The sequence below is a fragment of the Chromobacterium sphagni genome (assembly GCF_001855555.1).
GTDB lineage: Bacteria > Pseudomonadota > Gammaproteobacteria > Burkholderiales > Chromobacteriaceae > Chromobacterium > Chromobacterium sphagni.
This window is the reverse complement of sequence record NZ_MKCT01000017.1, coordinates 236,368-257,553: the sequence shown is the minus strand read 5'-3', so window position 1 is coordinate 257,553 and position 21,186 is coordinate 236,368. Positions and strand designations below refer to the sequence as shown.

The 21,186-nt window shown below is 60.2% G+C and carries 15 protein-coding genes, 2 tRNA genes and 3 rRNA genes; 3 read left to right on the top strand and 17 right to left on the bottom strand.

Going from position 1 to position 21,186, the window contains the following annotated elements:
* The first annotated feature begins 86 nt into the window (after window positions 1–86).
* Window positions 87–794 carry a type 2 periplasmic-binding domain-containing protein gene (locus BI344_RS09465; RefSeq protein WP_071112697.1) on the top strand — a complete coding sequence of 236 codons (708 nt, stop codon included), beginning with the start codon at window positions 87–89 and terminating at the stop codon, window positions 792–794.
* 75 nt (window positions 795–869) lie between these two features.
* Here BI344_RS09465 and parE read toward each other — a convergent pair whose 3' ends face one another.
* Together parE and BI344_RS09455 are read right to left on the bottom strand one after the other, a co-directional pair.
* Window positions 870–2,834 (bottom strand): DNA topoisomerase IV subunit B, encoded by a 1,965-nt coding sequence (gene parE, locus BI344_RS09460; RefSeq protein WP_071112696.1) that lies wholly within the window; start codon window positions 2,832–2,834, stop codon window positions 870–872.
* A 114-nt stretch (window positions 2,835–2,948) separates the two neighbouring features.
* Complete coding sequence (locus BI344_RS09455; RefSeq protein WP_071112957.1) at window positions 2,949–3,473, bottom strand: RNA pyrophosphohydrolase; 525 nt, start codon at window positions 3,471–3,473, stop codon at window positions 2,949–2,951.
* Between the two features lie 186 nt (window positions 3,474–3,659).
* Between BI344_RS09455 and pssA the strand changes: the two genes are divergently transcribed.
* Together pssA and BI344_RS09445 are read left to right on the top strand one after the other, a co-directional pair.
* The gene (gene pssA / locus BI344_RS09450) at window positions 3,660–4,997 is read left to right on the top strand and encodes a CDP-diacylglycerol--serine O-phosphatidyltransferase (protein ID WP_071112695.1); all 1,338 of its coding nucleotides are present in this window, start codon (window positions 3,660–3,662) and stop codon (window positions 4,995–4,997) included.
* 129 nt (window positions 4,998–5,126) lie between these two features.
* Window positions 5,127–6,917: an ATP-binding protein gene (locus BI344_RS09445; protein WP_071112694.1), complete on the top strand. Its 1,791-nt coding sequence runs from the start codon at window positions 5,127–5,129 to the stop codon at window positions 6,915–6,917.
* A 162-nt stretch (window positions 6,918–7,079) separates the two neighbouring features.
* On the opposite strand, the gene BI344_RS09440 is transcribed toward BI344_RS09445, so the two are convergent.
* The 15 genes from BI344_RS09440 to BI344_RS09370 form a co-directional block, all read right to left on the bottom strand.
* Window positions 7,080–7,985 (bottom strand): ion channel, encoded by a 906-nt coding sequence (locus BI344_RS09440; protein ID WP_071112693.1) that lies wholly within the window; start codon window positions 7,983–7,985, stop codon window positions 7,080–7,082.
* A 194-nt stretch (window positions 7,986–8,179) separates the two neighbouring features.
* A 5S ribosomal RNA gene (gene rrf, locus BI344_RS09435) occupies window positions 8,180–8,294 on the bottom strand.
* 130 nt (window positions 8,295–8,424) lie between these two features.
* Window positions 8,425–11,320, bottom strand: a 23S ribosomal RNA gene (locus BI344_RS09430).
* Between the two features lie 256 nt (window positions 11,321–11,576).
* A tRNA-Ala gene (locus BI344_RS09425) sits at window positions 11,577–11,652 on the bottom strand.
* 3 nt (window positions 11,653–11,655) lie between these two features.
* Window positions 11,656–11,732, bottom strand: a tRNA-Ile gene (locus BI344_RS09420).
* A 90-nt stretch (window positions 11,733–11,822) separates the two neighbouring features.
* Window positions 11,823–13,358: ribosomal RNA gene (locus BI344_RS09415) — 16S ribosomal RNA — on the bottom strand.
* Together the 16S, 23S and 5S rRNA genes with 2 tRNA genes alongside form the textbook arrangement of a ribosomal RNA operon.
* A 388-nt stretch (window positions 13,359–13,746) precedes the next feature.
* A complete protein-coding gene (locus tag BI344_RS09410; protein ID WP_071112692.1) occupies window positions 13,747–14,295 on the bottom strand; it encodes a glutathione peroxidase in 549 nt (182 codons plus the stop codon).
* A gap of 48 nt (window positions 14,296–14,343) precedes the next feature.
* Window positions 14,344–14,685, bottom strand: a complete 342-nt coding sequence (trxA, locus tag BI344_RS09405) for a thioredoxin (protein ID WP_071112691.1) — start codon at window positions 14,683–14,685, stop codon at window positions 14,344–14,346.
* Window positions 14,686–14,815: 130 nt separating this feature from the next.
* Window positions 14,816–15,760: a class I SAM-dependent methyltransferase gene (locus tag BI344_RS09400; protein WP_071112690.1), complete on the bottom strand. Its 945-nt coding sequence runs from the start codon at window positions 15,758–15,760 to the stop codon at window positions 14,816–14,818.
* A 91-nt stretch (window positions 15,761–15,851) separates the two neighbouring features.
* Entirely contained in the window at window positions 15,852–16,373 is a 522-nt protein-coding gene (gene coaD / locus BI344_RS09395; protein ID WP_193430970.1) for a pantetheine-phosphate adenylyltransferase, read from the bottom strand.
* Between the two features lie 100 nt (window positions 16,374–16,473).
* Window positions 16,474–16,881, bottom strand: coding sequence for a VOC family protein (locus tag BI344_RS09390; RefSeq protein ID WP_071112689.1), 408 nt, complete (start codon window positions 16,879–16,881; stop codon window positions 16,474–16,476).
* 112 nt (window positions 16,882–16,993) lie between these two features.
* Window positions 16,994–17,965 (bottom strand): peptide ABC transporter ATP-binding protein, encoded by a 972-nt coding sequence (locus BI344_RS09385; RefSeq protein ID WP_071112688.1) that lies wholly within the window; start codon window positions 17,963–17,965, stop codon window positions 16,994–16,996.
* Entirely contained in the window at window positions 17,958–18,938 is a 981-nt protein-coding gene (locus BI344_RS09380) for an ABC transporter ATP-binding protein (RefSeq protein ID WP_071112687.1), read from the bottom strand. The genes BI344_RS09385 and BI344_RS09380 overlap by 8 nt, the downstream gene beginning before the upstream one ends.
* 10 nt (window positions 18,939–18,948) lie before the next feature.
* Window positions 18,949–19,872 (bottom strand): ABC transporter permease subunit, encoded by a 924-nt coding sequence (locus BI344_RS09375; RefSeq protein WP_071112686.1) that lies wholly within the window; start codon window positions 19,870–19,872, stop codon window positions 18,949–18,951.
* A 13-nt stretch (window positions 19,873–19,885) separates the two neighbouring features.
* Complete coding sequence (locus BI344_RS09370; protein WP_071112685.1) at window positions 19,886–20,914, bottom strand: ABC transporter permease subunit; 1,029 nt, start codon at window positions 20,912–20,914, stop codon at window positions 19,886–19,888.
* Between the last annotated feature and the right edge of the window lie 272 nt (window positions 20,915–21,186).

The window sequence follows — 21,186 nt, the reverse complement described above, 5'->3', positions numbered from 1 at the left end:
GCCGGCACCATCCGGCGCCGAACACGCCTGCCTATACTGCACTAGCCGCGCCCGACGCCTTGGGCGCGCAACGGCGGAGGGACGCGATGGGCAGGACATGGCTGGGCATGCTGGCATCGATATTGTGGTTGCAGACGGCGCACGCCGAACCGGTGCAGTCGTCCAGCCAGGCGATAGAACCATGGGGCGACGCCGCCAGCGGCGACGGCTTGGCGCCACGCTTCCTGCGCTGGCTGGCCGCGCAAAGCGGCCTGCAACTGCGCCAGGACATCCGGCCGCTGCCGCGGGTGGTGGAAGACCTCAAAAGCGGCCAGAACGCGCTGGCGCTGCTCACCGCGTCGCCGGAACGCGACGCCTTCGGCCTGGAGCTGTGCCGCCCCACCGCCATCCGGCTGTCAGTGATCTACCGCGGCACGGCGCTTAGCCGGGACAGCCTAAGGCAGCGTCCGGTGGGCATCCTGCGCGGTACCCACACTCTGGACCGCTTCATCGCCAGTTCCGGCGCGCAGCCGGTGCTGGTCGGCGATCTGCACCAGGGATTGCGCATGCTGCGCATCGGCCGGCTGGATGCGATGATGTGCGTGCGTCCCGACTGCGGCCGCACGCTGCGCGAAATTTCGTCACCCGGCGACCAGTGGTCCGAATTGCCGATCAGCCGCGAGCCGATGGCGGTGTACGTATCGCGCCTCAGCCCGTTGGCGCGCGACCGCGCGATGCTGGACAGGCTGCGGGCCGCCTGCGCCTCTCCGCAGGGGCAAAAAAAGATGGCGGAACTGCTGTCGGCCTACGATTGAAGCGGCCAGCAAAAAGCCCCGCCGGCCGCCTGTGCCAAGGCAGTTAAGCGGGGCTGGACATCAAGCGGGAGCGGCCTAGATATCGGCCTCCACCTCGTTGCCCTTGGCCTCCATCCAGCTGCGGCGGCTGGACGCCTCGCCCTTGCCCATCAGCATCACGAAAGTGTCCAGCGTCTGCTGCAGCTGGCCGTCGCGCACCCTCACCTGGCTCAGGCGGCGCGTGTCCGGATTCATGGTGGTATCCTTCAGCTGCTCCGGGTTCATCTCGCCCAGCCCCTTGAAGCGCGAAATGCCCCAGGCGCTCTCGCGCACGTTCTCGCTGCGCAGCCGGTCTAGGATCGCGGTCAATTCGCCCTCGTCCAGCGCGTACAGCTTGCGCGGCGGCCGGTTCTTGCCCTGGCCCGGCACGTCGACGCGAAACAGCGGCGGCTGCGCGATGTAGATGTTGCCGTTTTCCACCAGCCGCGGGAAATGGCGGAAGAACAGCGTCAGCAGCAGCACCTGAATGTGCGAGCCATCGACGTCGGCGTCGGACAGGATGGCGATTTTGCCGTAGCGCTGGCCGGACAGGTCGGGATGGTCGGCGGGGCCGTGCGGGTCTACCCCTATCGCCACCGAAATATCATGGATTTCGGCGTTGGAGAACAACTGGTCCCTGTCGGTCTCCCAGCTGTTGAGCACCTTGCCGCGCAAGGGCAGGATCGCCTGGTATTCCTTGTCGCGCGCCAGCTTGGCCGAACCGCCGGCGGAGTCGCCCTCCACCAGGAAAATCTCGTTGCGGTCGATGTCCTCGCTCTCACAATCGGTGAGTTTGCCCGGCAACACCGCCACACCGGATCCCTTCTTCTTCTCCACCTTCTTCACCGACTTCAGGCGGCTCTGCGCCTGGCGTATCGCCAGTTCGGCGATCTTCTTGCCGGCTTCCACATGCTGGTTCAGCCACAGCTCCACCGGGTCGCGCGCCAGGCCCGAAACCAGCTTCAAGGCGTCGCGGCTGGTCAGCTTGTCCTTGGTCTGGCCCTGGAACTGCGGGTCCAGCACGCGGGCGGACAACACGAAGCGCACCCGGCTCCACACATCCTCCGCCATCAGCTTGACGCCGCGCGGCAACAGGTTGTGGTGGTCGACGAAGCTCTTCACCGCATCGAACACGCCGGCGCGCAAGCCGGCCTCATGGGTGCCGCCGACCGGAGTGGGAATCAGGTTGACGTAGCTCTCGCCGCTGGCGCCGTCCTCGAACCAGGCCATCGCCCATTGCGCGCCCTCGCCTCTGGCGAACTGCTCGTGGTCGTCGCCGATATAGGCCTCGCCGGCGAACAGCGGCGCCACCGGCTCGTCGCCGTTGCACAGCTCGGCCAGGTAGCCCTTCAGACCTTCCGGGTACTGCCATACCCTCACTTCGTCGCCGCTGGGCTTTTCCACCGTCAGCGTCACCGCCACGCCGGGCAGCAGCACCGCCTTGGCGCGCAACAACCGCTCCAGCTCCTGCATCGAATAGCGCGGGCTTTCAAAATACTTGCCGTCCGGCCACACCCGCACGCGGGTGCCGCTGGTGCGGGCGCCGCAGTCGCCGACGCGGGCCAGCGGTTCGATCACGTCGCCGCCGGAAAACACCAGGCGGTGCACGCCGCCGTCGCGCTTGACCTCCACTTCCAGCCGGGTGGACAGCGCGTTGGTCACCGACACGCCGACGCCGTGCAGGCCGCCGGAGAAAGCGTAGGCACCGCCGTCCTTCTTGTTGAACTTGCCGCCGGCGTGCAGCCGGGTGAACACCAGTTCCACCACCGGCACGCCCTCCTGCGGGTGCAGGCCCACCGGAATGCCGCGGCCGTCGTCCTCCACCGTCAGCGAGCCGTCCTGATGCACCGTGACGGCGATCTTGCGCGCGTAGCCGCCCAACGCCTCGTCGGCGGCGTTGTCTATCACTTCCTGGCAGATATGGGTGGGGTCGGTGGTGCGGGTGTACATGCCGGGCCGCTCTTTGACCGGCTCCAGCCCTTTTAACACCCGTACCGAAGATTCGTCGTATTGTTGGCTCATATTCTTGGTCTTACTTTATCCGCGACTCGCGCCTGCGCCGCCCCGGACGGGACGGCGGAAAAAAAGACAGCGGGCATCGGCCCGCCGTATGGTTGCGCTGAAACGACGCCGCCGTCAATGCTCGCTCTGCGCGCCGATGCGCGCCAAATAGGCGTGGTGGCTCTCGACCCCGCGCAGGAAGCGCGACAACTCGGACAGCGCCCGTTCGTACACGTCGCGCTTGAACTCTATCACCGCGTCCACCGGCGCCCAGTAATCGTTCCAGCGCCAGCCGTCAAACTCCGGATGGCTGGTGGCGCGCAAGCAGACGTCGCTGTCGCGGCCGACCAGCCGCAACAGGAACCAGATCTGCTTCTGCCCCTTGTAACTGCCGCGCCATTCGCGGCGTACCCAGTTTATCGGCACCTCGTAGCGCATCCAGTCGCGCGTGCGCCCCATGATCTTCACGTGCTGAGGCAGCAAACCCACCTCCTCCAGCAGCTCGCGGTACATCGCGGCCTCCGGGCTCTCGCCCGGCTTGATGCCGCCCTGCGGAAACTGCCAAGAGTGCTCGCGCACGCGCTTGCCCCAGAACACCTCATTCCTGGAGTTGGTGAGGATGATTCCGACATTTGGGCGGTATCCGTCCCGGTCCAGCATGGAAAAAACCTGCAATTCGTCTAGTTACCAGAATTTTTGCACATTTCCGGCCGCCTTGCCATGCGCGCGGCCTTCCGCCACCCACAGTTTGGCCTTGAGCGGCGTTCCTTCCCCACCCGCTCTCTCCCCCAAACCGGTCAAACGGTGCTACGATGCGTCGATTGAACGTCATTCAACTGCGCATTCATGGCATTTCTGCTCAATCGACCCACGCTGTCCCGTCTATCCTGGCTGCCCCTGCAGCCGGAAGACTTCTCCACGCTGCTGCAAACCCGCGAATTCCGCCTGCAATTGCTGGCAGCCATCGCCGCGGCCACGCAACGCATCTATCTGTGCGCGTTGTATCTGGAGAATGAGGAAGCTGGCCGGGAGATCCTCGACGCCCTCTATCAGGCCAAGCAGCGCTGCCCAAGCCTGGACATCCGGATCATGGTGGACTGGCACCGCGCCCAGCGCGGCCGCATCGGCGAAGGCCAGTCGAATTGCAATGCCAGCTGGTACCGTGAAGAAGCCGCACGCCGCGAACTGGACATCCCGATCTACGGCGTGCCGGTGCAAACCCGCGAGCTGTTCGGCGTGCTGCACCTGAAAGGCTTCGTCATCGACGACACCGTTTATTACAGCGGCGCCAGCCTCAACAATGTCTATCTGCACAAGCAGGACAAATACCGCTTCGACCGCTATCACCTGATCCGCAGCCCGCAGCTGGCCGATGCGATGGCCGGCTTCATGGTCGAGCAGTTTTTCAACGATCCTGCGGTATTCCGCCTGGACAAGCCGACGCCCCCCACCCGCAGCATACGCAAGGAAATCCGCCAGCTGCGCGACAAGCTGGTGCACAGCCAATACCGGATGACCCACGGCGCAAGCGCCGAACAATTGAGCATCACCGCCATTGTCGGCATCGGCAAGGGCAACCGGCTCAACCGCGTCATCCTGGACGTCATCGCCAGCGCCGAGCACCACCTGTTCATCTGCACGCCCTACTTCAACTTCCCGCGCTCAGTGGTTCTGGAGATCAACCGCGCGCTGCGCCGCGGGGTGGAAATCGACATCGTCGTCGGCGACAAGACCGCCAACGACTTCTACATCCCGCCCGAACAGCCATTCCGCGTGATAGGCGCCCTGCCCTATCTGTACGAAATGAACCTGCGCCGCTTCGTCAAGCGCCAGCGCCAGTTCGTCAACCGCGGCGAGTTGCGCGTCCGCCTGTGGAAGGACGGCGACAACACCTACCATCTCAAGGGCATCTGGAGCGACCAGCGCTACATCCTGCTGACCGGCAACAACCTCAATCCGCGCGCCTTCCGCCTGGATCTGGAAAACGCGCTGCTGCTGCACGACCCGCAGCGGCAACTGCAGGCGCAAAGCCAGGCGGAACAGCAGAACATCCTGCGGCACACCACCTTGCTCGGGCACTACCGCCAACTGGAAGATGTCCGCCGCTATCCGGAGCAGATCAAGAAACTGCTGACCCGCCTCAGCCGGGTGCGGATAGACCGCATGCTGAACCTGATGCTATAGACGCCAAGCACGACACCGCGCCCCAGCCCCGCAGCCGCGGGGCTTTTTCATGCTGCGGCGCAATGCCGCAGCCTCCACACGCGCCATATGCTAAAACTACTAAGCACATGCACGCAGTGGAGTGGCATCATGATTACCGCCAAAGTCGAAACCCGCAGCCTAGCCATCAGCCACGACTACGCGGAAAAATGGCAGCAAGTGCTGGACCTGCTGGCCAGGATAGTCAGCATCCCTTCGGCGCTGATCATGCAAGTGCAACCGCCGCGCATCAAGGTCTTCCTCTCCAGCCACAGCGCCGACAACCCCTACGAAGAAGATGAAATGGCCGATCTGGGCACCGGGCTCTACTGCGAAACGGTAATGACTTCGCGCAGCGAACTGACCGTGCCCAATGCGCTGTCCGATCCCGACTGGTGCGACAACCCGGATATCAAACTGGGCATGATCTCTTATATGGGCATGCCGCTGATCTGGCCCAATCAGGACGTATTCGGCACTATCTGCGTCCTCGATCGCACGGAAAACGCCTACACCCCCACCTACAAGCAACTATTGGCCCAGTTCCGCGGCATGGTGGAGCGCGACCTCAGGCAGATATACAACGACAAGGCCCGCGCGCAGGAGGACGCCTTGCTGCGCGCCGACGAAGCCGAACGGGTGCGCCGCGAGTTCGAGCTGCTGCGCGCCGGCGAACAGAAGGCGCTGCGCGCGCTGCGCGAAAGCGAGGAGCGCTGGCACTTCGCGCTGGAAGGCGCCGGCGACGGCGTCTGGGACTGGAACATCGCCAATGGCGACATCTTCTTCTCCCCCCGCTGCCAGCAGTTGCTGGGGCTGACGCGGTCGGCGGAGATAGGCGACTTCAAGCTGTGGCAGACCGGCATCCATCCGGATGATCTGCCGACCGTGCTGGCCGACCTGGCCAGCTATCTGCGCCAGCCACAAGGTTCCTTCGTCACCGAACACCGCTTCCAAAAAGAACAGGACTGGATCTGGCTGCTGGGGCGCGGCATGGTGGTCAGTCATGACGCCCAGGGCCAGCCGCTGCGGATGATAGGCACCTACTCCGACATCAGCCTGCGCAAAGAAGCGGAATGGGAACTGCAGCAGTTGAACAGCCATCTGGAGGAACGCGTGGCCAGCCGCACCGCCGAACTGAAAAAAGCCATGCACCAGATCAGCATCGCCGAAAAGCAAACTGCTCTGGCCAGGATGGTGGCGGGCATGGCGCACGAGCTGAACACCCCGATCGGCAATATATTGCTGTGCTCCTCGCAGATACAGGCCGATGTGGACGGCATCACCCGAGCCGATGCCGAAAAGCTGTTATCGCGCAAAGGACTGCAGGACTTCCTGCAGAAAGCCGGAGAAACCTGCGAACTATTGCAACGCAATAGCGAACAGGCCGGCGACCTGATCGGCCGCTTCAAGCAAATCGCCGTAGACCAGCTTGACCAGCCCAAGCGTGTCTTCAGTCCCGGCCAGGTGATCGCGCAGCTGCTCAAGGCGCTGGTTCCACCAGAGCATCATCCCCATCTGCAAGTGGAGTTGCAGGCTCCATCCCATCTGATGATAGAAAACTACCCCAGCGCGCTGGAACAGCTGGTCTCCCATCTGGTGGCCAACTCGCTGACCCACGGCTTTGAAGAGCGCGGCCAGGGCACAATCAGCATCAGCATCAGCCAGTCGCTAGGCAACATCACGCTGCGCTACGAAGACGATGGCAAGGGTATCGCGCCGGAGTTGCACGGCAAGGTGTTCGACCCCTTCTTCACCACTCGCATGGGACAAGGCGGCGTTGGCCTGGGCTTGGCGATGGTGCACAACATCGTGCAGGTGATCCTGAAGGGCGAGATCCGGCTGGAAAGCGAACCCGGTCACCATACCGCGTTCATCATCACCTTTCCTGCGAGCGCCGCTTGAGACCCTTGCCTCCCACCCATCGGGGAACGGCGCCATCCATAGCGCCATCGGGAAGATGACAGGACGAAGCCGCGCTGCCTGCGCGAAGCATCATGAAGGGGAGAGAGCGGCTTTCAATGCGCCTGATTCGGCCGGCATCGGCCAAGCGGCACCGGGCTCGAGCTATCGCCGATCGTGGGTACCATCGCCGGACGCCAGCGGCCTCACCTCCTGCAGCAGTTGGTAGTCAACATGGTCGTTTTCCTCCTCGTCGGTATAGATCAGGTCCGCGAAAACATGATTCCAGCGGATGTCCAGATGAGAGAAGGTATGGCGCGCCACCATGGTCTGGATGGTGGTTTCGTCAATGCCGCTGATGGACAGGATCAGTTGCGCCTTGACCGCCGCCAGCGACTCGGCATCGCGCTGGTACAAGGGGCTGCGCTCGTCCAGCTTGTGCACCAGCGTCCAGCCCAGCACGAACATCGGGTGCTCATCTCGTACCAGCTCCAGATCATAAAGCTTGCGAAATGTCGTTCCCTCCGCCGTGATCTCCTGTTGCAACAGCCGCAGACGGGCGCTGGCGTCAATGATCACATTATTTCTGGCATTGGCGGCGCGCAACATCAGCACTGGCTCACCGTTCAGCGGCCTCACCACAAGCTGCCTGGTGAACACGATACGCGCTCTTGGCCGCGAAAAACGGGCAAAGGTGACGCCGGTAATCAGCGCAATGCTCATCATGCCAATGAAGATTTCCAGCATTGAAATCCAGTGGGTGTACAGGCTTTGCGGATGCATATCGCCGTAACCAACCGTGGCAAGGGTTTCCACGCTGAAGAAGAACGCTCCAAGAAAACCTTGCGGGAACTGGTTGGCGATGCCGCCTGGCTGCAGCTGATAGAACCCGGCGAACAACAGATTCAAGGCCACGAAGGCCAGCGCGATGAACAGGTAAAAATGCGGCCAGCTGATGGTCATGCAGTAATGATAGAGATCATGCAGCGAGTGCCGCGGCATGCTGTGGATGTACAGGCTGCGATCGCCCGCCATGATACGCCGCGCGGGCTTGCTGTTGCGAAAAGCCATCTGCCGCTACCTCGTTGAAGCCTGTAAATGGCTGATTTTGTGCGGGATGCGCTTCACGGTCAATGACAGGAATCTAAACGCCTAAGCCCCCCGCAGATCGCTCGCGGGGGCTTGGGTCAGGTATCAGGACATCGGTCTGGCGTGCGCCAAACGCAAAAACCCCAGCTCATTGAGCTGGGGTTCCGCTATCGGGCGTCTGGCGGTGTCCTACTTTCACATGGCGAATGCCACACTATCATCGGCGCTAAGGCGTTTCACGGTCCTGTTCGGGATGGGAAGGCGTGGGACCACCTCGCTATGGCCACCAGACATAAACTGGTACAAACTCAAGAAGCCTGAACTCGTCTCTCAACGCGTTCTGAATATTTTTTCGGGTACTCAATTGTGTCGCACTCACACTCCATCTTCGTCACTCAGTTTCCCAAGCCACTCAAATGATAGGATCAAGCCTCACGAGCAATTAGTATCGGTTAGCTTCACGCCTCACAGCGCTTCCACACCCGACCTATCAACGTCCTGGTCTCGAACGACTCTTCAGGGAGGTCTAGCCTCCAGGGAAGTCTCATCTTCAGGCGAGTTTCCCGCTTAGATGCTTTCAGCGGTTATCTCTTCCGAACTTAGCTACCCGGCGATGCCACTGGCGTGACAACCGGTACACCAGAGGTTCGTCCACTCCGGTCCTCTCGTACTAGGAGCAGCCCCCGTCAAACTTCCAACGCCCACTGCAGATAGGGACCAAACTGTCTCACGACGTTTTGAACCCAGCTCACGTACCACTTTAAATGGCGAACAGCCATACCCTTGGGACCGGCTACAGCCCCAGGATGTGATGAGCCGACATCGAGGTGCCAAACACCGCCGTCGATGTGAACTCTTGGGCGGTATCAGCCTGTTATCCCCGGAGTACCTTTTATCCGTTGAGCGATGGCCCTTCCATACAGAACCACCGGATCACTATGTCCTGCTTTCGCACCTGCTCGACTTGTCGGTCTCGCAGTTAAGCTACCTTTTGCCATTGCACTATCAGCACGATTTCCGACCGTACCTAGGTAACCTTCGAACTCCTCCGTTACACTTTGGGAGGAGACCGCCCCAGTCAAACTGCCTACCATGCACTGTCCCCAATCCGGATCACGGACCAAGGTTAGAACCTCAAAGGGGTCAGGGTGGTATTTCAAGGTTGGCTCCACCTGAACTAGCGTCCAGGCTTCATAGCCTCCCACCTATCCTACACAAACCACTTCAAAGTCCAATGCAAAGCTACAGTAAAGGTTCACGGGGTCTTTCCGTCTAGCAGCGGGTAGATTGCATCTTCACAAACACTTCAACTTCGCTGAGTCTCAGGAGGAGACAGTGTGGCCATCGTTACGCCATTCGTGCGGGTCGGAACTTACCCGACAAGGAATTTCGCTACCTTAGGACCGTTATAGTTACGGCCGCCGTTTACCGGGGCTTCGATCAAGAGCTTGCACCCCATCACTTAACCTTCCGGCACCGGGCAGGCGTCACACCGTATACGTCCACTTTCGTGTTGGCACAGTGCTGTGTTTTTGTTAAACAGTCGCAGCCACCGATTCTCTGCGACCTGTCATAGCTTCAGACGCGAAGTCTTACACCACAACAGGCATACCTTCTCCCGAAGTTACGGTATCAATTTGCCGAGTTCCTTCTCCTGAGTTCTCTCAAGCGCCTTAGAATTCTCATCCTGCCCACCTGTGTCGGTTTGCGGTACGGTTCTTGTGTAGCTGAAGCTTAGTGGCTTTTCCTGGAAGCGTGGTATCAGTCACTTCAGGTCCGTAGACCCTCGTTATCACGTCTCGGTGTTAAAGAAGAGCGGATTTGCCTACTCTTCACACCTACCGGCTTGAACAGACTATTCCAACAGTCTGCTGACCTAACCTTCTCCGTCCCCACATCGCACTACACAAAAGTACGGGAATTTTAACCCGTTTCCCATCGACTACGCTTTTCAGCCTCGCCTTAGGGGCCGACTCACCCTACGCCGATGAACGTTGCGTAGGAAACCTTGGGCTTTCGGCGAGCGGGCTTTTCACCCGCTTTATCGCTACTCATGTCAGCATTCGCACTTCTGATATCTCCAGCATGCCTCTCGACACACCTTCACAGACCTACAGAACGCTCCCCTACCACGGACACATTTGACTGTGCCCATCCGCAGCTTCGGTTATCAGTTTGAGCCCCGTTACATCTTCCGCGCAGGACGACTCGACCAGTGAGCTATTACGCTTTCTTTAAATGATGGCTGCTTCTAAGCCAACATCCTGGCTGTCTATGCCTTCCCACTTCGTTTACCACTTAACTGATCATTTGGGACCTTAGCTGGCGGTCTGGGTTGTTTCCCTCTTGACAATGGACGTTAGCACCCACTGTCTGTCTCCCATGCTGGCACTTTCCGGTATTCAGAGTTTGCCATGGTTTGGTAAATCGCAATGACCCCCTAGCCATAACAGTGCTTTACCCCCGGAAGTGATACATGAGGCACTACCTAAATAGTTTTCGGGGAGAACCAGCTATCTCCGAGTTTGTTTAGCCTTTCACCCCTATCCACAGCTCATCCCCTAGTTTTGCAACACTAGTGGGTTCGGACCTCCAGTGCGTGTTACCGCACCTTCATCCTGGCCATGGATAGATCACTCGGTTTCGGGTCTACACCCAGCGACTGATTCGCCCTATTCGGACTCGGTTTCCCTACGCCTCCCCTATTCGGTTAAGCTTGCCACTGAATGTAAGTCGCTGACCCATTATACAAAAGGTACGCAGTCACGGAACAAGTCCGCTCCCACTGTTTGTATGCATCCGGTTTCAGGTTCTATTTCACTCCCCTCCCGGGGTTCTTTTCGCCTTTCCCTCACGGTACTGGTTCACTATCGGTCGATCACGAGTATTTAGCCTTGGAGGATGGTCCCCCCATCTTCAAACAGGATTTCGCGTGTCCCGCCCTACTTTTCGTATGCTTAGTACCAAGAATGCGTTTTCGTGTACGGGGCTATCACCCACTACGGCGGTCCTTTCCATGAACCTTCCACTAACTCAATCTCTATCACATACAGGCTGTTCCGCGTTCGCTCGCCACTACTTACGGAATCTCGGTTGATTTCTTTTCCTTCAGCTACTTAGATGTTTCAGTTCGCTGAGTTCGCTTCCTCAGACCTATGTATTCAGTCTGGGATGACCCCTAAGGGCCGGGTTTCCCCATTCGGATATCGCGGGATCAAAGCTCTATTGCCAGCTCCCCCGCGCTTTTCGCAGGCTTACACGTCCTTCATCGCCTGTGATCGCCAAGGCATCCACCAGATGCACTTAGTCGCTTGACCCTATCATTTCAGTAACCTACGTCACTTCATGACAGAGCGTGTTTGCGCGACGACTGCACCGCCCCTTTTGATATGGCGACGCAGCCTTAGATACAATCAAATACCCAAGATGACGATTTGTCCGCGTACAGAATTAACTCTACGCTTTCATTTCGCCGTCTTATATATTCGGCTTCTTCAGTTTGTTAAAGATCGGGCGTTAAAATTACAACGCAAACAGAACCAAACTCTTCCGAGTTCGCTTGTGTTTGAGTTGTGGTGGAGGATGACGGGATCGAACCGACGACCCCCTGCTTGCAAAGCAGGTGCTCTCCCAACTGAGCTAATCCCCCAACTGGTGGGTCTGGTAGGACTCGAACCTACGACCCCTGCGTTATCAACACAGTGCTCTAACCAGCTGAGCTACAAACCCAGTAAACTTCTACGCCAGCCCCACAAGGAGCTGGCTGCCCTTAACAGAATAACCGATAGGCTGTAAGTACTTGACGATCGCCTTCTCTAGAAAGGAGGTGATCCAGCCGCAGGTTCCCCTACGGCTACCTTGTTACGACTTCACCCCAGTCATGAATCCCACCGTGGTAAGCGGCCTCCTTGCGGTTAGCCTACCCACTTCTGGTGAAACTCACTCCCATGGTGTGACGGGCGGTGTGTACAAGACCCGGGAACGTATTCACCGCAGCATGCTGATCTGCGATTACTAGCGATTCCGACTTCACGCACTCGAGTTGCAGAGTGCGATCCGGACTACGATCGGTTTTATGAGATTGGCACCACCTCGCGGCTTAGCGACCCTCTGTACCGACCATTGTATGACGTGTGAAGCCCTGCTCATAAGGGCCATGAGGACTTGACGTCATCCCCACCTTCCTCCGGTTTGTCACCGGCAGTCTCATTAGAGTGCCCAACTTAATGATGGCAACTAATGACAAGGGTTGCGCTCGTTGCGGGACTTAACCCAACATCTCACGACACGAGCTGACGACAGCCATGCAGCACCTGTGTTACGGCTCCCTTTCGGGCACCAAGCCATCTCTGGCAAGTTCCGTACATGTCAAGAGCAGGTAAGGTTTTTCGCGTTGCATCGAATTAATCCACATCATCCACCGCTTGTGCGGGTCCCCGTCAATTCCTTTGAGTTTTAACCTTGCGGCCGTACTCCCCAGGCGGTCAATTTCACGCGTTAGCTACGCTACCAAGGATTCAAACCCCCAACAGCTAATTGACATCGTTTAGGGCGTGGACTACCAGGGTATCTAATCCTGTTTGCTCCCCACGCTTTCGTGCATGAGCGTCAGTGTCATCCCAGGGGGCTGCCTTCGCCATCGGTATTCCTCCGCATCTCTACGCATTTCACTGCTACACGCGGAATTCTACCCCCCTCTGACGCACTCTAGTCTTGCAGTCTCCAATGCCGTTCCCAGGTTGAGCCCGGGGCTTTCACATCAGACTTGCAAAACCGCCTGCGCACGCTTTACGCCCAGTAATTCCGATTAACGCTTGCACCCTACGTATTACCGCGGCTGCTGGCACGTAGTTAGCCGGTGCTTATTCTTCCGGTACTGTCATCCCCGCCAGGTATTAACCAGCGGAATTTCCTCCCGAACAAAAGTCCTTTACAACCCGAAGGCCTTCTTCAGACACGCGGCATGGCTGGATCAGGCTTGCGCCCATTGTCCAAAATTCCCCACTGCTGCCTCCCGTAGGAGTCTGGGCCGTGTCTCAGTCCCAGTGTGGCGGATCATCCTCTCAGACCCGCTACTGATCGTCGCCTTGGTGAGCTCTTACCTCACCAACTAGCTAATCAGACATCGGCTGCTCGTATAACGTGAGGCCTTACGGTCCCCCACTTTCCCCCTCAGGGCGTATGCGGTATTAATCCGGCTTTCGCCGAGCTATCCCCCATTACACGGTACATTCCGATGCGTTACTCACCCGTTCGCCACTCGTCAGCGGAGCAAGCTCCCTGTTACCGTTCGACTTGCATGTGTAAAGCATGCCGCCAGCGTTCAATCTGAGCCAGGATCAAACTCTTCAGTTCAATCTCATAGCAAATTTTCTGGCACGCAAGTTCAAAGAAATAAAACAAGTATTTCTTGTCTCTTGCAGTGCAAGTTTTTGGCTTTCGCCAAGCACTTACACCTATCGGTTATTCGTTCTGTTAAAGAGCAGTGCCGGCCGCTTCGAACACCGCCGGAACCTGTTTCGTTCGGCTTGTTTCGTTCGCTGCGTCAGCTGAGGAGGCGAACTATACCGCCGCGCCCTATCCTCGTCAACACCTTTTGCCGGATGAAATGCAAAAAACCGGCACCCGCCCACCCAAGTCATTGATGTGCAATGAAACTGGGCTGGCATGAATTTCGCCGGCCAATGAAAAACGCCGCAGTCTGCGGCGTTTAGGCTAAAACCATCAGCGTTTCTTTCGCGCATCAAGGCTGCGCGGCAGCGGCCGGAGGCTGCAAATAAGGCAGGAAAGCGTCAACCACTTCCGACGCATCCGGCTTGGTGCGGGTCGCGATACTAACTACCTTGCTGGCGCCGGGGAGGATCAGGTATTTGTGGAAGTTCCACGAAGGCGCGTCATCGGTGGCGGCGATCAATGCCTTAAAGAAAGGTTGGGCATCGCTGCCGCGCACATGCCCCTTGCTGGCCATGGGAAAGGTGACGCCGTAATTAGCCTGGCAGAACTGGCCGATCTCGGCCGGTTTATCCAGCTCCTGAAAAAAGTCGTTACTGGGAAAGCCGACCACTACCAAGCCGCGCGGGCCATATTGCTTATATAGAGACTCCAACTGGGTGAACTGCGGCGTAAAGCCGCAGTGGCTGGCGGTGTTCACCACCAGCACAGGCCGATCGGCGTACTGGCAGAGGTTGATCTCGCCCCCCATCAATCCCGGCACCTTGTAGTCCAGCAGCGCCGGACAAGCCGCCGCCGCCATTTGGCTGGCCAACACCAGCGCAACACTCAGGATACGCATACCCGCCTCCCCGCGCCTTGCGGCGCCAGCATCAATGATGTTGCCAGCTTACTGCGGCTGAGCCTGAACTTCCAAGTCCTTCAGCTGCTGGATCAGCTGTTCCAATTGCCCGGCCGACAGCGCGCCCGCCTGATTGAACACCATGGCGCCGTCCTTGATGGCGATCAGCGTGGGAATGGAGCGGATCTTGAAATGGCTGGCCAGCGCCTGCTGCTCTTCGGTATTGATCTTGCCGAAGACGATGTCCGGGTGTTTTGCGGCAGCGGCCTCGAAAGTGGGGCCGAACATCTTGCACGGGCCGCACCACGGCGCCCAGAAATCCAACAGCGTGATGCCCTGCTGCGGGATAGTGCCGTTGAAGTTGTCTGCGTCGAGATTGAGGTAACTCATCTTGTATCCTTATCGGCAATGCGTGTTCATGACACTTTACAAGATGGGCGCTGGGGAGAATGGGCGCAAGAGGATGCGCCCATTGTATTTCATCATGCCCGCGATAGCGGATGCTTATCGCCGACGGGCATCAGCGCTTTTGCAGGCTCCAGCACTGATGGATCTTGCGGTTGCGGAAATCTTCCGGCACCGATTGCGCGCTCAAATCACGGATCAGATAGTCTTCATTCAGACGCTCGTCCAGCTCGAAGCTGCGCAGGTTGTTGGAGAAGTAAAGCTTGCCGCCCGGCGCCAGCAGCGCCATCGCGTAATCTATCAGCCAGACATGGTCGCGCTGCACATCCAAGATGTCCCGCATCTTCTTGGAGTTGGAAAAGGTCGGCGGGTCCATCACGATCAGGTCGAACCGCTTGCCCTCCTCCACCGCATCCTCCAGATACTGAAACGCGTCGGCGCGGATCAACTGATGGCGCGCCGGATCCAGGCCATTCAGCTCGAAATTGCGCCGCGACCAATCCTGATAGGTATTGGACATGTCCACTGTTTCCGAGCTGGCCGCCCCGCCGGCTCCGGCGTAGACGGTGAAGCTGCCGGTATAGGCGAACAGATTGAGAAAACGCTTGCCGGCGGCTTCCCCGCGCACCCGCTGGCGGGTATTGCGGTGGTCGAGAAACAGGCCGGTGTCCAGATAGCGGTCCAGATTGACGATGAAGCGTTGGCCAAACTCCTCGACGATGAAGTCATCGCCCTCGCGGCCCACTTTCTCGTACTGGCTGACGCCCTTCTGGCGGCGGCGGTTCTTCAGCGTCACGGCGGCGGCGGCAATGCCGGTAACCTGCTCGATGGCGGCCACCACCGCATCTATCCAGGCGCGGTATTCGTCGTCGGCCAGTTCCCAGCCGGTGTCGTACTCCTGCAGATGCACCTTGCCACCGTAGATGTCGACGGCGAAGGGAAACTGCGGCACATCCTTGTCGTAGGCGCGCCAGGCGTCCAGGCCCTGGCGGCGCGCCCATTTGGCGTAGTGCTTGTAATTCTTGGCCAGCCGGTTGGCAAATGCGCTGACATCCTGCATATCGAACCCTCAAATCCCGTAAAGCAAACGCGCCAGACTCGGCTGGCGCGGCATTCAATTCTAGTTCCGCATTATAGCGGTAAGCGCGGTCTCAGCCGTTGGAATACATCGCCAGCATCTTGCGGTACACCGGCTCCGGCAAATACTGGCGGATCACGCCCTCCCAGCCGCGCGGCCCCACCAGTCCCTTGACCATGGTCGACGAGACTTCCGCGTACTCGCGCGGCGGCAGCAGGAAGATGGTGGTGATATCCGGGTGCAGGTCGGAGTTGATGTAGCGCATGGTGCGCTCGTACTCGTAGTCGCTGGCGGTGCGAATGCCGCGCACGATGTAGTTGGCGCCCACGCTTTGCGCGTAGTTGACCAGAAACTGGTTCTCGAACACGTCAACCCTCAGCTTGCTGAAACCGACGGTGACTTCGCGCAGCAGCCCCACCCGCTGATCGACATCGAAGGTGCAGTGCTTGTCCGGGTTCACCCCGACCGCCACGATGAGTTCGTCGAACAGCTCCACGGCTTCGCGAATCATCCACAGGTGGCCATTGGTCACCGGGTCGAAACTTCCGGCATACACGGCTCTCTTCAATTGACGTTTTCCTTTGGATTTTGGCATGGGTTCCATGGCGAATGTAGCGTGCGGGGGGTGGATGGTAAAGGAATATTTGTGCGATGCGGCAAAATGGCGCCGCATCGCGCGGCCGGTCAAAAAACGGTCACAACTGGCAATTGATCATCCAGCCAATGCCGAATTTATCATTGAAGCAGCCAAAAAGCGCGCCCCAAAAGGTCTTGTTCAGCGGCACCGTCACCGTGCCGCCGGCGCTCAGCGCCGCGAATGCTTTCTCGGCCGCGGCGACATCCCCCTCCAGATTGATGGACAAGGTCACCTGCTGGCTGGACGCAAGCGGACGGCTGGTATCGGAGATCATCAGCACATTGCCGCCGAAAACCAGCCGCGCGTGCATGATCCAGTTCGGATCGGCATCGCCCATGCCCTCCACCTCCTTCGGCGCCTCAGAATAGCGCATCAGCATCGCGATTTCGCCATCCAGCGCCTGACAGTAGAAATTCAGCGCTTCTTCGGCCCGACCATTCAAACTCAGATAAGGATACAGATTCATGCTTTGCCTCCCTGCTGGTGATGGGGCGTCCAGTGTAACGCCGGTCTTACGCCATTAAAATAAAAAAGCCCGCCGCGCCGAGCGCGACGGGCCTGCTGTGCCGAAAACGGCCTCAGCCGTTGATTTCCTCTGCCCGATGACAGGCTATCATCCGCTGATCCAGCTCGCGCAGCTGCGGCACCTCCGCCTGGCAGCGCTCCTTGGCGTACGGACAACGTTTGTGGAAGGCGCAACCGGACGGCGGCTTGAGCGGGCTGGGCAGCTCGCCCTCGATCTTGATCTTGATGCGGCGGTCTTCCGGATGGATGGACGGCGTCGCCGACAACAACGCCTGAGTGTAAGGGTGCAACGGACGGCCGTAAACGCGGGCCTTGTCGCCCACCTCCACCGCGCGGCCCAGGTACATCACCATCAGCTCGTCCGCCACATGCTCCACCACCGCCAGATTGTGCGAGATGAACACATAGGCGGTGTTGAACTCTTCCTGCAGATCCATGAACAAATTGAGTACCTGCGCCTGGATCGAGACATCGAGCGCGGAAGTCGGCTCGTCCGCCACCACGATCTTGGGGTTGAGCATCATCGCGCGGGCGATGGCGATGCGCTGGCGCTGGCCGCCGGAGAACATGTGCGGGTAGCGGAAATAGTGCTCCGGGCGCAGGCCGACGCGGGTCATCATCGAGCGCACCTGATCCTCGCGCTCCTTGGCCGACAGATCGGTATTGATCAGCAGCGGCTCGGACAGCTGCGAGCCTATCTTCTGGCGCGGATTGAGCGAACCGTAAGGGTTCTGGAACACCATCTGCACCTTGCGCCGCATCGCTTTCAACTCCGCGCCGCCGGCGGTGGCCGCATCCAGGCCGTCGAGCAACAGCGAGCCGGAAGTCGGCGGTTCGATCAGCGTCAGCTGGCGCGCCAGCGTGGACTTGCCGCAGCCGGATTCGCCCACCACCGCCAGCGTACGGCCGGCGGACAATTCGAACGAGACGCCGCCCAGCGCCTTCACCTGCGCCTTGGGCTTGAACCAGCCCTGCGCCACATCGTAGTAGCGGGTCAGATCCCGCGCTTGCAAAACGCTAGTCATGCTGCTTCTCCTTGGCCAGCAGGGGGTAGTGGCAACGCACCGCGCCATTCGGCTGCGGAGTCAGCTGCGGCCGCTGGCTGCGGCAGTTTTCCTGCACATACGGGCAACGCGGCGACAACAGGCAGCCGCTGGGACGATCGTACTGGCCGGGCACGATGCCCGGCAGCGTGGCCAGCCGGTGCGCGCCCTTGCTGTGTTCCGGAATGGACGACAACAGCGCCTCGGTGTACGGATGCGCCGGCTGGCGGAAAATGCCGGGGACCCGGCCCACTTCGGCCGCCTGGCCCGCGTACATCACCACCAGCCGCTGCGCCACTTCCGCCACCACCGCCAGATCGTGGGTGATCAGGATCAGCGCCATGTTCTGGCTCTTCTGCAAGGACACCAGCAATTCCATGATCTGCGCCTGGATGGTGACATCGAGCGCGGTGGTCGGCTCGTCTGCGATCAACAGCTTGGGGCTGCAGGCGATAGCCATGGCGATGGCCACCCGCTGGCTCATGCCGCCGGACAGCTGGTGCGGATAGGCAGAGAGCCGAGTCGCCGCCGCCGGGATCTCCACCTGCTGCATCAGTTCCAGCGCGCGCGCCTTCAAGGCCGCGCCGCGCAGACCCTGGTGCACTTTCAGCACTTCCATGATCTGGTAGCCGACAGTGTAACTGGGATTCAGCGCCGTCATCGGGTCCTGGAAGATCATCGAGATGTCCTTGCCGACGATCTTGCGTCGGCCGCGCGCCGAAATGGTCAGCAGGTCTTTGCCGTCGAAGCTCAGCTCGTCGGCGACGATGCGGCCCTGCCCTTCCAGCAGGCCCATCATCGCCATCATGGTGACCGACTTGCCGGAGCCGGACTCGCCGACGATACCGACGATCTCGCCCTGCTCTACCGCCAGGTCCAGCCCTTCCACCGCGCGGAAGGGATTGTTCTCGGCGCCGAACTCCACCGAGAGGTTCTTGATTTGCAACAGACTCATATTTTTATCCTCAGGCGGCGCGCTTCAGCTTGGGATCCAGCGCGTCGCGCAGGCCGTCGCCCATCAGGTTGATCGCCAGCACCGACAGCAGAATGGTCAGGCCCGGCAGCGTCACCACCCACCAGGCGCTCTCGATGTAGTCGCGCGCGGACGCGAGCATGGTGCCCCATTCCGGCGTCGGCGGCTGCACGCCCAGGCCGAGGAAGCCCAGCGCGGCGATTTCAAGAATGGCGGAGGAAAAGCTCATGGTGGCGTGCACGATCAAGGGCGCCATGCAGTTGGGCAGCACGGTGACGAACATCAGCCGGAACAGGCCGGCGCCGGCCACGCGCGAGGCCACCACGTAGTCGCGGTTGAGCTCGGTCATCGCCGAGGCCCGCGTCAGGCGCACATAGGCCGGCAGCGACACGGTGGCGATGGCGATCATCGCGTTGGTCAGGCCGGGACCGAGGATGGCCATGATGGCCACCGCCAACAACAGCGACGGCAGCGCCATCATGATGTCCATCAGCCGCATGATGCTGGAGCCCAGCACCTTGGGGAAGAAGGCGGCCAACAGCCCCAGCACTACGCCGGGGACCAGCGCCATCAGCACCGACATCAGGCCGATGAACAAGGACAGCCGCGCGCCGTGGATCAACCGCGACAGGATATCGCGGCCCAGTTCGTCGGTGCCGAACAGGAACTGCAGGTTGCCGCCGGCTTGCCACGACGGCGGGGTCAGCAGGTGGTCGCGGTATTGTTCGATCGGACTGTACGGCGCCAGCACCGGCGCGAACAGCGCACAGGACACGATCACGATGACGAAGATCAGCCCGGCGACAGCGCCCTTGTTGTGGGCGAAGCCCTGCCAGAACTCCTTCAACGGCGACGGATAGGACAGCGCCAGGTCGACTGCCGGCGCGGCAGCCTGGTTTTGCGTTGCATTGCTCATGTTGGATTCCCGCTTACTTGGCATGACGGATGCGCGGATTGGCGATGCCGTACAGGATGTCGACGATGAAGTTGGTGACGATCACCAGCGTGGCCACCATCAGGATGCCGTTCTGCACCACCGGGTAGTCGCGGCGGGCGATGGCGTCGATCAGCCATTTGCCGACGCCGGGCCAGGAGAAGATGGTCTCGGTCAGCACCGCGCCGCCCATCAGCGTGCCCACCTGCAGGCCGATCACGGTCAGCACCGGGATCAGGGCGTTGCGCAAGGTGTGGATGAAGATCACCCGCGCCGGCGACAACCCCTTGGCGCGCGCGGTACGGACATAGTCCTCGCGCAGCACTTCCAGCATCGACGAGCGCGTCATCCGCGCGATCACCGCCAGCGGAATGGTGCCCAGCACGATGGACGGCAGGATCAGGTGCGACAGCGCGCTCCTGAAGGCGCCGGCATTGCCTTCCGGGTCGGCCATCTCGGCCAGGTAGCTGTCTATCAGCATAAAGCCGGTGCGCGGGTGGATGTCGAACATCAGATCCATCCGGCCCGACACCGGGGTCCAGCCCAGCTTGACCGAGAAGAACATGATCAGGATCAGGCCCCACCAGAAGATCGGCATGGAAAAGCCGGTCAGCGAGATGCCCATCACGCCGTGATCGAACAGCGAGCCGCGCTTGATCGCCGCCAGCACGCCGGCCAGCAGCCCCCAGACAATGGCGAACAGCAGCGCCGACAAGGCCAGCTCCAGCGTAGCCGGGAACAGGGTCTTGAATTCGGTCCAGACGCCCACCTTGGTCACCAGGGATTCGCCCAGATTGCCGTGCAGCAGGTTGACGACGTAGTCCAGATACTGCGCGTACAAGGGCTTGTCCAGCCCCAGGCGGTGCAACGCCTCGGCGTGCAGCTTGGGGTCGAGCGTGCGCTCGCCGACCATCACCTCAACCGGGTCGCCGGGAATCATGCGGATCAACCCGAAAGTCAGCAGGGTGATGCCGAAGAAGGTGGGCACCAGCAGGCCCAGCCTCCGCAGAATGAATGCAAACATGGATAAACTCTCCTGGACGCGGACGCGGCTTGAACGCCGCGCGCGCCATCTAACCCAGACATCGCGTGCAGGGAATCGACACAGGAGGAGAAATAGAGAATCGCCGTCTGGCGAAGAGAGAAAAACGGGTGCCGGGCAGCGGACAGGCAACTAAACCACCCACCAGCCTTAGCTGCAGCCACTGCCGCGGCGAGGGGAACAATATCAGCCTCCCCGGCCCTGCGGCTTGACGCAGGTCAAGCCGGCCTCAAGCCGGCTCCTTGCCCTCGCCT